This window comes from Saccharicrinis sp. 156, from assembly GCF_050589685.1.
Lineage (GTDB): Bacteria > Bacteroidota > Bacteroidia > Bacteroidales > Marinilabiliaceae > Saccharicrinis.
Map to the genome: position 1 here is coordinate 130,095 of NZ_JBNGOS010000011.1, position 12,821 is coordinate 142,915.

A 12,821-nucleotide genomic window follows, 5' to 3' on the forward strand; every position below is an offset into this window, starting at 1 on the left:
ACTTCATGTCAGTATGCATCCGCCGTATCGAGGTAATCGCGATTACAAAAATCTTACATTCCTGTGTTTAAGTAGTGATTATATTTTGATCATCGAATTGGCATTTAGATGAAATCTAATGACAATTTTGGGATTAAACCCGTAATATGTATTAGAAATCCTGTTGCGCACCCCTAGTATTAAAAAGAATAGCAAAAAAAAGCAAGCCTTTTACTAGCTTGCTTTTTTTAATATGATAATATAATAGAATCTACACCTATAAACTTTCAACTAATTTACTCATCATTTCCACTACTTTATTGAACACATTTTCCCCGGTAAAACCGAATTCCTCGTCCAATACAGTATAAGGGCTCGAGTATCCAAAGTGATCCAATCCCCAAACAGAACCTTTCGCACCAACCAAACCTTCAAGCGTTACAGGCAAACCGGCGGTCAAACCAAAACGAGGAACATTCACGGGAAGCACTTCTGCTTGGTAAGCTTCATCCTGGTTACGGAAAACACCTTCTGAGATAACGGAAACAATCTGGATTTTAAATCCTTTTTCTTCTCTTAATTTAGCTGCCCCCTCCACGAGAGTTGAAACTTCGGAACCACTTGCCAACAGAACGACATCCGGCGTACCGGCATCTTTTTCAACAATGTAAGCACCTCTTTTTGCTTGTAAAGCTTGCTCGTAGCTGCTTCCGGGTAAATTTTTAATGTTCTGACGCGATAGGATAAGGGCTGTTGGCGTTTTGGTGTTGTTCAAGGCCATTTCCCAAGCCACGGTGCCTTCTTCAGCATCCGCAGGACGAAGAACCATCATCGAGTTATCGCCGTGGTGGTTTTTCAATTTCTCCATTAATCGTATTTGTGCTTCCTGCTCAACAGGCTGGTGCGTAGGACCATCCTCCCCAACGCGGAAAGCATCGTGGGTCCAAACATATTTAACCGGTAATTGTTGCAGCGCGGCAATACGAACAGCCGGTTTCATGTAATCAGAGAAAACAAAGAATGTACCCACAACAGGGATTACACCCCCGTGCAAGGCCATACCGTTTGCAACAGCTGCCATTGTTAACTCGGTAACTCCGGATTGCAGGAACTGACCAGAGAAATCACCCTTTTCAAAAGCTTTGGTTTTCTTTAAGAAACCATCCGTTTTGTCCGAGTTTGCAAGATCGGCAGAAGAAACAATCATGTTCTCCACCTGGTCGGCAAATACACCTAAAACAGTTGCTGATGCGGCACGTGTCGCAGCTCCCGGCTTTTGCTCAATGGAACTGAAGTCAACTTCAGGGGCCTTACCTGAAAAGAACCTGGCAAACTTAGCCGCCAACTCCGGATTTGCTTTCTCCCACTCAGCTTGTTCTGCTTTTTTAGCAGCCACATAAGCTGCTTTTTTGGCGGTAACTGCAGCATAATACTCGGCAACTTCGTCAAAAACCACAAAAGGATTTTCAGGGTTGCCTCCTAAATTCTTTATAGTGCTATCAAAACACGCTCCGGCAGCGGAAAGAGGCTGGCCATGAGTGGAAACCATTTTTTCGAATGACGAACCATCCTCTTTAACAGCACCTTTGCCCATAATGGTTTTACCGATGATAAGGAAAGGCTTCTCGGTTTCGGCTTGAGCCGCTTCCAATGCCTTACGAATTTCATCCGAATCGTTGCCATCTATAGTCATTACCGACCATCCCCAGGCCTCGTATTTTTTAGCTGTGTCCTCTGTGGTTACAGCTTCCGTTTTTGTAGATAATTGGATGTCGTTTGAATCATAGAACATTACCAGGTTGTTCAAACCCAGATACCCCGCGATACGACCTGCTCCTTGAGAAATCTCTTCCTGGATACCACCGTCCGAAATAAACGTATAGATATTGTGGCTCATCCATTTTCCGAAACGTTCGGTCAGGAATTTTTCGGTGATGGCCGCTCCTACAGCCATGGTGTGTCCTTGCCCTAGTGGGCCGGAAGTGTTCTCCACACCTCTTTCAAAATCAACCTCCGGGTGACCGGGTGTCGGACTTCCCCACTGACGGAAGTTGGCCAACTCGTCCATGGTGTATGCGCCAGTCAAAGCCAACTGTGCGTATAGCATCGGCGACATGTGGCCCGGATCCAAAAAGAAACGGTCTCTGTTTACCCATTTCCTATCGTTAGGATCATAGTTAAGGTATTCAGAATAAAGAATGTTAATAAAGTCGGCACCCCCCATTGCTCCTCCCGGGTGACCTGATTTTGCTTTTTCTACCATGGCAGCTGAAAGGACTCTAATGTTGTCAGCAGCTCTGTTCACAGTTACATTACTCATTTTTAAATAAAAATTACGTGTTTAACTTTCCATTTACAGTTTTTACCCCTATGATCCTTAAAATGAAATTGTGACAAAGGTAATTCTTTTTTGTAATTGAGGAATAATAAACTGCTCTATCTTAAGGTTAAGAATATATGATAATCAATATTTCACATCGAAACCTTGAAATTAGCGCCCTTGATTGGTTTCTAAGAATTGTTTGAATACGACCGTGGAATTACCATCCCGACAAAATATTGATGCCAAAGTTACCTTCGTGTATTTTGCCCTGATGAATTGGGATAGCATAATACGGTTCAACAATCAAAGCACCTAAAAGATTGATGCGTAAGGCAGCTCCTGTACTCATTACCGGAATTCTGGAGTTCTCATTTAACGTGGTAAGGCTCCATACCGGTTCCGAATCACTGTTCCAGGCCAATCCGGCATCATAAAAAAAAGCCAGTTCCGAGAACAAAAAGTTAGACCTTATCCAACCGTATTTTCTAGGTCCGCTAAATGGTATTCTCATTTCAAAGTTAGAAACCATCACCTTCGAGCCCAGGAGTTGGTTGGTTGATATTTTTCCGTCTTCTTCGCTGCCATAAAAGTTGCCGGTTTCGTACCCTCTTACATACCAGGGATAACCAATATAAATGCCGAGTAATTTATCACTTTCACTTTCCTTTCCGTATCTGCCGTAGTGATAAAATCTGAAAGCAAAAGTATAAGGTTTAGCTCTAAAATATTTTCGGAAATCGAGTAAAAAAGTATTCATATTTACCCCGTGCAAGTACCGTTCGTAACCAAATCTTATTCTTTTACCTTCAATAGGTGAGGCCAACCCGTATTTTGAATTATCAATTACATATGCCAAATCCAGAATGCCAACACCAAAAGAAGAAGGAGAATCTACCAACTGTTTTTTTTGGGTAGTGGTGGAATAAAATGAGTTGGGGTTATTTATTCGTTCGGTTCTGTAACTGTAGTAGGCTGCCGAGATCCCTGCTTCAATCCGGTGCGCTTTGTTAATTGGATAGTAACCAAATAAACTTAGTTGATCTACAAAGGTTCGTTGAAATATATAGGATAGCTCATCTTCACCCGAACTTTCATTAGTCTCACTGCGGTAATATCCGGTTCGGTATGGAATATGCGATAGGCTGGTGCCTAATTTAATGGGGCGTTTTTGATTGACATAGGCCACCTGGGCACCAAAATCATAAATCTCTCCGTTTACATTTAATCCGGTATATAGCACATGTTCGCTTAAGATATCACTAAAACGGGCCTCAATGCTTCCTGCCATTCCTGAGCCGAATCTTCCGGTCATTACCCCTACCCCCGTGTTGCCAACATAATCCAGTTTAAATTTGGCTTTGATAGGTTCGGTATAAAAACTATCCGGTTCTGCAGGGGTTTTTAGCTTGTTTACCAACAGGTTAGCATCTACTTCCGAAGGAAATTTTGAATAAGGCATCAGTCTTGAAGCATAACGTTTATGCTGTAAATCTGTTACCTCAACGGCCGTTTTTTCTATCCGGGGGATGTTTGCTTTTAAAATCGAAAAGCGACCTTCCCATAACATGTTGTAATAAAGATACCTGCCCGATATTGTTAAGGCAGGAGATAGGTTGGTCATCCCGGTAATGCCTGTTGGGTATTGTGTCAGCTGTTTTACAGAGCCTGTTCTTTCGTTGAGAACATATAAATTTCGGGTGCCATCCCTGTCCGACAGAAAATAGATTTTTGTGCCATCAGGATCTACTATCGGATTTACATTTTGTGCACCATCAAAAACTGAGTAAACCTTTTTTTTACCTGTCTTTAGATATATGGAGGCCAGATTGTAATGATGGTTTAAATATTTAACCTGTGTTGGAGATGGGGCGTCGGTAACGTAATATAAACAATTACCTTCGTTGTTCCAGGCAGCTTGCAAATTGCACTCATTATCGTTTGTAAGGTTGCTGAGTTCTTTTGTGCTGAAGCTATACAGATATAAATCCGATATTCCATTCCTTAACCCCGTAAAAACCAGCTCCTCCCCATTAGGCGACCAAGCCGGATAGCCTATACCATCGACTTGGTCAAAAGTAATGGCATCGGAGATATCACCTGTTTCGGTATCAAAAATAATTAGGGAACTTTTTCCTTTCACATAAGCCACATAGGCAAAATGCCGACTGTCATTGGACCATGTACCAGCTGTCTCCAAAAAACTGATAGCATCAATATCGTCACTAAAAGTGGAAGAATAAATCTTTTTTAATACCTGACCGTTTTTTGCATCAGCCATAAACAAGTCAAGGCTAAACAAATCCCTTTCTGATAAGAATATAATTTTTTCTCCGTCCGGACTTACAGAAGGAGCCAAGTTGTAATTGCCACTGTTTTTATGAGAAATAATACGTTCGCCATGAACCGAGAAAGTCGAGTCGTTAATATTATTGAGCAGGTGATCTTCGAGTTTGTTTTTCCACAAGGTAGAAAGGGAATCCATGGACATCATTAGCACATCCGAAATAGCCTCTTCCACGCCTTTATTGGCTGTTTCGAGCATTAAGTGCTTGATATACTGTTCTCCATAGGTATGTGCGATATAACTCCAAAATGCCTGTCCGTAGCGGTAGGGCGAATAACTGTAGTTTACGGTCATCTGTTTGAGTGTAGGAAACTTGTCATGAATCAGTGCATCACGCATCCACAGTACCGTATGGCTGTCTGTATTACCGATAGATAGGTATTCGGCCATGCCTTCTATCATCCACAGGGGAATATTTTGGATGGCCGATAATCCCAGGTCAGCTTTTTCCTGGATAATATGATACTGAAAGGCATGCACCATCTCATGACCCAGTACATGATCTGTTTGATGGCCGGAAAAGTTGACGGGCATTACGACCCTGCGTTTAATACCTTCCGTAACCCCTCCAGTACCAACACTGATGTTGCCACTGATTGCTGTAGTCTGCTGAAAATCGGCATGGTTGCTGTAAATCAGCAATGGGTTACGAATAACGAAGGTATCTAATAATATTTGCTGATGGTAATTATACCACTTCTCGCACTGGTTGGCCAGGGCTCTCACCAGGCTGTCAGATTTAAAATAATGGTAAATCTCGAAGTGAGGTGTTTTGTACAGTTCAAATTTAAATTGCTTGTATTGAGGCTTGTTCTGCCCAAAATATTGCGCAAACATGGTTGCCGACACGAATAAAAATAATAACAACCAGAATCCATATTTTAACCGACCCCTGTACATTTCTGCCCCTCATGTAACTATGTGTAAGTTACAAACGGAATGGTTTATACGCAAGAAAATACGAATGGTTTGTTTATTCCGGATGGCATATTTTACAGCGTTTTTGTAAATAAGCAACCTTTAAATATCGGGAAACCTTCAGAAACCCCCTTTGGGATCGCGATGGATGAACATTCAAATAAAAAATTCTGAAGGTTACGATACGATTTTCTTGATCTGAAGCGCAATAATTTCCAAACCATATCAACTACCTATAAATTATTCCATTCTTCTTTTATAAATCACCCCTAAAGTTTCATCCAAAAAATTAACTTTGTAAGTCGCAACTGTAGCAAAACGTTTGATTTTAAAGAGCTGATTTACAATGTTTTTAATATTTGATACCGAAACCACAGGATTACCAAAGAATTGGAAAGCACCCATTACGGATACCGACAACTGGCCCAGGATGGTTCAGTTGGCTTGGCAATGTCACGACATTGAGGGGAACTTCCTTTTCGCCAAAAACCATGTGATAACACCAGATGGATATTCCATTCCTGAAGATGTGGTGGCGGTGCACGGTATCACAACAGAAACAGCGCACGAAAAAGGTGTTCCTTTAAAGGAGGCCTTGGATGATTTTATGGCCGACGTGGCCAAAAGCAAGTTCATCATCGGTCACAATGTAACATTTGACATCAATATTGTCGGTTGTGAGTTGGTACGTTGCGAAATGAATGAGCAAGCCCTGGTGAAGGCGCCGATGCTCGATACCATGACGGGTAGTAAAGAATTTTGCGCTTTAACACGAGGGGGGAAGCTTAAAAACCCCACTCTTACCGAGTTGCATATAAAACTCTTTAAAGTTGCTTTTGAAGAAGCACATAATGCTGCAGCAGATGTGGAAGCAACATCACGTTGTTTCCTGGAGCTGGTTCGTGTGGGTGGACTATCCTTGCAGCTGCTGCAAATGACAGAAGCTGAATTAGAGGTATTTAGAAAAAACAATCCTGACGAAATACAGCTGGTCGGCATAGAATACGAATCTTTTAAAGTAGATGTTTTTGAAGATATCCCGCTCGAAGAAGAGGAACGAATTATTGCCGAAGCAGCTAAAACTGCCGAAACCTTTCCGTTTGTGCATTTACATGTCCATACCCAATATTCTATTCTGGACGGAGCCAATAAAACTGCTGCTATTGCCGCCAAAGCAAAAGAAGATGGTCAGCCCGCGGTTGCTATCACCGATCACGGTGGAATGTTTGGTGTCAAGGAATTTCATGTGGCTTGTAAAAAGAACGATGTTAAGCCCATCATTGGCATTGAAGCCTATGTTGCGCAACGTGGTCATTTGCGTAAGGATGACAAAACGGATTCATCAGGATATCACATTATATTACTGGCCAAAAACTACAAGGGATATCAAAACCTTCTAAAATTAACTTCTGTTGCACATACGGATGGTTTTTATTACAAACCGCGTATTGATAAAGAGTTACTTGAAAAATACAGCGAAGGCGTTATTGTAACCAGTGCATGTTTGGGAGGTGAGGTTGCCCAGCACATTATGCAGGGAAACCTGGATAAAGCCAAGGAAACAATACGTTGGTTTAAGGATGTGTTTGGCGACGATTATTATCTGGAGTTGATGCGCCATATCAATAACGATCCTATCTTAAGACGCGATACCTGGCAAAACCAGGCTAAGGTAAACCGGGTGCTCATTAAATTAGGGAAAGAGTTGGGCGTAAAAGTAGTAGCCACAAACGATTCGCACTTTACCAACGAAGAAGATGCCGAAGCACACGATATGTTGGTATGTTTAAGTACAGGCCGGGATTATACCGATCCAACCCGTATGCGTTATTCCAAGCAGGAGTGGTTTAAAACCAGCGAGGAAATGAGCAAGCTCTTTGCCGATATTCCGGAGGCCATCCATAATACCATTGAAATTGCCGAAAAGGTAGAGTTCTTTGAACTGAACAGTGATCCTATTATGCCTCCTTTCGATATCCCGGAGGACTTCGGAACCTTTGAAAGTTACCGCGAAAAATATGATGAAGCGGCACTGATCGAAGAGTTTGGCGAGGATTCGTATAAACGATTGGGAGGATATGAAAAGGTTGTGCAGATCAAGCTGGAGGCAGATTATCTGGAGCACTTAACTTACGAAGGTGTCAAATTACGTTATCCCGATAATTTTACCGATGATAAGAAAGAAAGAATCGATTTTGAGCTCAATACGATTAAAACCATGGGGTTCCCCGGTTACTTCCTGATTACACAGGATTTTATTAACTGGGCAAAAGATAATGGAGTACTCGTAGGACCCGGAAGGGGATCTGCCGCCGGCGCTGCGGTAGCCTATTGCATAAAAATTACGGATGTTGACCCCATCAAATACGATTTGCTGTTTGAACGATTTCTAAACCCCGATCGTATATCCATGCCCGATGTGGATATTGATTTCGATGACGATGGAAGACAAAGGGTACTCGACTATGTTACCGATAAATATGGGCAGGATAAGGTGGCCCACATCTGTACCTTTGGTACGATGGCCACCAAGAGTTCGATAAAAGATGTGGCCAGGGTTCTTAATTTGGATTTATCCGAAGCCAACCGCTTGGCCAAAATGGTGCCTGAAGCACCAAAAATGAATTTTAAAAAGGCCTTTAAAGAAGTCCCCGAACTTGAGTTGGAAAAAGATTCTTCAGATCCCCTGGTTGCCCAAACCATGAAGTTTGCCGAACAGCTGGAAGGTGCAGTTCGCCAAACCGGCGTTCATGCCTGTGGTGTTTTAATCGGTAAAAATCCGCTGGTCGAACATTTGCCGGTTATGCCAACCAAAGGTGAGGAACTGCTGACCACACAGTACGACGGAAGATTTGTGGAAGATATCGGTCTGCTTAAAATGGACTTTCTGGGCCTGAAAACCCTATCCATATTTAAAGAAGTTCTGGATAATATTAAACTTTCCAAAGGCATTGATATCGATCTGGCCAATATATCCTTGGAGGATGAAAAAACATTTGAACTGTTCGGTAATGGTGAAACAACAGCGGTTTTCCAGTTTGAGTCCCCCGGGATGAAGAAACACTTGCGAGGTCTGCAACCAAACCGCTTTGAAGATTTGGTAGCCATGAACGCCCTGTACCGTCCCGGTCCGATGGAATACATTCCTTCTTTTATCGAGCGTAAGCACGGTCGCGAAGAAATCAAATATGACCACCCCATGATGGAACCCTACCTGAAAGATACCTACGGTATCACCGTATATCAGGAACAGGTGATGCTTCAGTCAAGGGCACTGGGTGGGTTTACCAGAGGTGATTCCGATTCCCTTCGTAAGGCAATGGGTAAAAAGATCATCTCCATGATGGATAAGCTGAAGCTTAAATTTATTGATGGTTGTTTGGCAAGCGAAGAGTTTATGAAGGCTTGTAAAAACGGTGAAACCACCATTCAAAAACCCGAGGACCTCATCGAAAAAATCTGGAAAGACTGGGAGGCTTTTGCCAGTTACGCTTTTAACAAGTCGCACTCAGTTTGTTATGCATACGTTGCCTATCAATCAGGTTACCTTAAGGCCCACTATCCGGCGGAGTTCATGGCCGGGGTACTTAGCCGCAACCTTTCCGACATCTCTAAGATTACAACCTTTATGGAGGAGTGTAAGCGAATGGGAATGGAAGTGTTAGGACCGGATGTAAATGAAAGTTACCGTAAGTTTACCGTAAATAAAAGTGGAGCTATCCGTTTTGGTATGGCAGGTGTAAAAGGTGTTGGTGCGGGAGCTGTAGAAGAAATTATCAGAGTTCGTGAAGAAGGCGGGCCATTTAAAGATATATTCGACTTTGTGGAACGAGTGAATCTGCAAACGGTAAACAAAAAGAACCTGGAAGCATTGGCGGCCGCGGGAGGTTTTGATGGTTTTACAGATTTACACAGGGCACAATACTTTACCACATTACCGGGCGAACAAACCACTTTTGTGGAGAATCTGGCCCGTTATGGCAATCTGTATCAAAACGATCAGGCCACGGCCGCCAGCTCACTTTTTGGAGCGGTAGGAGCAAATGCCGCAATCACCAAGCCGGTGGCGCCTGTGTGCGAGGAGTTTTCCATACTTGAAAAGTTAGCCAGAGAAAAGGATTTGATAGGAATTTACCTTTCTGCCCACCCGCTTGATGTTTATAAGCTGGAGATTAATCACTTCTGCACCACCAAATTCAAAGACCTCGAAGATCTCGAAAAAATGAAAGGTCGTGATATTACCATGGGTGGAATCGTAACTGCTGCGCGCTCCGGTACCACAAAAAAAGGGAATCCTTATGGAATAATGACGGTGGATGATTATACGGGATCCTATGAATTCGCTTTTTTTGGAAAGGATTATCCCGAGTTTGCCAAATTTATGGTAGAGGGATATTACATTATGATTAGGGGCAAAGTTCAGGAGAAGCAATGGACCAAGGATGGTGAGCTGGAAGTGAAAGTGAATAAAATTGAGATGTTGGATGGTGTCAGGGAATCCAGGGTTTCGGGCATCAATATTCAAATTCCGTTGCAATCGCTCGATGAAGCTATGGTGACGGATTTAGCAGAGCTATCAAAGGAGGCAGAAGGGTATGTGACCCTCAAGTTTTCCATTTACGATAAAGAGGAACTAACGCATCAAGCGCAGTTTTTCTCCAGGTCGACCAAAATTAACCTAACCGATGAAATAGTGGAATATTTGGATGCCCATCCGGATATTTCGTTTACGTTGACATAGGATTTCTAGGAGATTGGCACTGACGTATGCGCGGAGTTACGCTGATTTCTTAACTGATATTCCGCGAGACTTTGCGTTTTCATCTGCAGAACTCTGAAAGAAACTTTCAGCGTGAAATAATTAAGACTAAAATAATTTTTTAATTTTGTCACTCATAAAAAAAACAGTACTTTGCGTGCTTGCAAAATTTGGTAAAAGACTATGCGACAATATCTTGATTTGTGCCAACGAGTGTTGGATGAAGGCGTATTAAAAGGAGACAGAACAGGAACAGGAACCACCAGTGTCTTTGGGCATCAAATGAGGTTTAATTTACAAGAAGGCTTTCCTTTGGTGACGACCAAAAAACTTCACCTGAAATCAATTATCCACGAACTTATCTGGTTCTTAAAAGGAAGTACCAATGTTAAATACTTGCAGGATAATGGGGTTCGTATCTGGAACGAATGGGCGAAGCAGGATGGTGAACTGGGACCTATTTATGGTTATCAATGGCGATCGTGGCCCATGGCGAACGGTAAATATGTCGATCAGATTAAGCAGGTACTAGAGTCTATCAAAAGCAACCCTGATTCCCGTCGTCATATTGTGAGTGCATGGAATGTGGGTCAGTTGGACGAGATGCAATTACCCCCATGTCATATTCTGTTTCAGTTTTACGTAGCTGATGGTAAGCTATCATGTCAATTGTACCAGCGCAGTGCAGATTTATTTTTAGGGGTTCCGTTCAACATTGCATCCTATGCGTTGTTAACCATGATGGTAGCACAAGTAACTGGTTTGGAATTGGGTGATTTTGTGCACACGTTAGGAGACGTGCATATCTACAACAACCATTTGGAACAGGTAAAATTGCAGGTTTCTCGTGATACAAGGCATTTACCGACTATGACACTGAACCCTGATATAAAACATATTGATGAATTTAAGTACGAAGATTTCACCTTAAGTAATTACGACCCCCATCCACATATTAAAGGAGCTATCTCCGTGTAAAATAAATATTTAGCCAATGACAAAAATTTCAATGATTGTGGCCATAGCCAAATTAAACTCTATAGGCCAAAACAACGATTTGTTAGCATATATTCCTAGCGATTTAAAAAGGTTTAAGGCACTTACAACAAGTCACACTATTATTATGGGCCGAAAAACATTCGACTCTTTGCCTAATGGTGCATTGCCAAATCGCAGAAATATCGTGATTTCAAGAAACGAAGCCTTAAAGCTTGAAGGGGCTGAAGTGGTTCACTCACCGGATGCAGCCCTTGAACTTTGCAAGGAGGAAAAAGAGGTGTTTGTAATTGGTGGAGCTACCATATATGAAACCTTTTTACCTAAAGCAAGCAAGCTTTACCTTACGCTCATCGATCAGTATTTTAACGATGCGGACACTTTTTTTCCGGATTTTAATGAGTCTGAATGGAAAGAAACGTACAGGGAAGAAGTGACGGATGATAACCAAAACGACTTTAACTACACCTTTTTAGAATTAGAAAAGAAATAAATTAGATTGCATTCACCCTAGTTATCATTTGAAGCGAGGTGACATCCAAACACCTAAAAGCAAATTACTACCGGAGGGACTTACAATGAAGCTAATGACCAAAAACTAATTTACTGTTGAGTAACCATTAAATGCAGCATTAAAATATGATACAAGAAGTCATGTTTTGGTGCTTTTTTGTTTTTATAACTTTTCCCCGCAAAACTTGCAGTATCTGGCATCTTTATCATGTCCTTCCTGCAAGCACGATGGGCATACCTGCGTGGTGGTGTCAATGTCCCGTTTACGGGTAAGCTCGGCAGTAACTATACCTGTAGGTACGGCTATTATGGCATAACCCATAATCATAACTATGCTAGCCAGCGTTTGGCCCAGGGCGGTTATAGGAGCTATATCGCCGTATCCAACCGTGGTTAGGGTAACGATGGCCCAATAGATACTGATGGGAATACTGGTAAAACCACTGCCCTCGTTTGATTCGATGATATACATGAGTGTTCCTAAAATAACCACCAGGATAAGAATGGTAAATAAGAAAACGCCAATCTTATTTCGGCTGGCCATCAGTGCTTTCCAAAGCTGGGAGGCTTCGTTTATATATCTTGTTAGCTTAAGTACCCTAAAAATCCTTAGTAATCGTAAAGCTCGTAAAACCACGAGCATGTGTGTTCCACTAAATATCAAACCTAAAAAAGTAGGTATGATAGACAGAAAGTCAATAATCCCATAAAAACTGAGCGCATATTTAAGGGTTTTTCGAACAACCCACAATCGTATCACGTATTCAGCCAAAAAAACAAATGTCACTATCCATTCCAGTACAGCCAAGCGATGGTAAAACGCTTCCGATTGATCCTCAAGGCTTTCCAACATTACACTTGCAACACTTAAAAGAATCAGAACAATTAAAGTGATATCGAATAATTTACCCGCTTTGGTATCTGCCTCAAATATGATGTCGTATAACTTTTGTTTCATCTATGCATATTAAAAATCTATATTCTTTGAC

Annotated in this window: 6 protein-coding genes; 3 read left to right on the top strand and 3 right to left on the bottom strand. The window is 42.0% G+C overall.

Going from position 1 to position 12,821, the window contains the following annotated elements:
* Positions 1–256 precede the first annotated feature (256 nt).
* Together ACRD64_RS08860 and ACRD64_RS08865 are read right to left on the bottom strand one after the other, a co-directional pair.
* A complete protein-coding gene (locus tag ACRD64_RS08860) occupies positions 257–2,299 on the bottom strand; it encodes a transketolase family protein (RefSeq protein ID WP_430932952.1) in 2,043 nt (680 codons plus the stop codon).
* A 220-nt stretch (positions 2,300–2,519) separates the two neighbouring features.
* A complete protein-coding gene (locus ACRD64_RS08865; protein WP_430932953.1) occupies positions 2,520–5,513 on the bottom strand; it encodes a basic secretory protein-like protein in 2,994 nt (997 codons plus the stop codon).
* Between the two features lie 397 nt (positions 5,514–5,910).
* Here ACRD64_RS08865 and dnaE point away from each other — a divergent pair, with 397 nt between their 5' ends.
* The 3 genes from dnaE (at position 5,911) to ACRD64_RS08880 (ending at position 11,812) form a co-directional block, all read left to right on the top strand.
* Positions 5,911–10,305 carry a DNA polymerase III subunit alpha gene (dnaE, locus tag ACRD64_RS08870; protein WP_430932954.1) on the top strand — a complete coding sequence of 1,465 codons (4,395 nt, stop codon included), beginning with the start codon at positions 5,911–5,913 and terminating at the stop codon, positions 10,303–10,305.
* Between the two features lie 201 nt (positions 10,306–10,506).
* Positions 10,507–11,301, top strand: a complete 795-nt coding sequence (locus ACRD64_RS08875; RefSeq protein ID WP_430932955.1) for a thymidylate synthase — start codon at positions 10,507–10,509, stop codon at positions 11,299–11,301.
* 16 nt (positions 11,302–11,317) lie between these two features.
* Complete coding sequence (locus ACRD64_RS08880; protein WP_430932956.1) at positions 11,318–11,812, top strand: dihydrofolate reductase; 495 nt, start codon at positions 11,318–11,320, stop codon at positions 11,810–11,812.
* A gap of 183 nt (positions 11,813–11,995) precedes the next feature.
* Here ACRD64_RS08880 and ACRD64_RS08885 read toward each other — a convergent pair whose 3' ends face one another.
* Positions 11,996–12,790 (bottom strand): ion transporter, encoded by a 795-nt coding sequence (locus ACRD64_RS08885; RefSeq protein WP_430932958.1) that lies wholly within the window; start codon positions 12,788–12,790, stop codon positions 11,996–11,998.
* Positions 12,791–12,821: the final 31 nt, after the last annotated feature.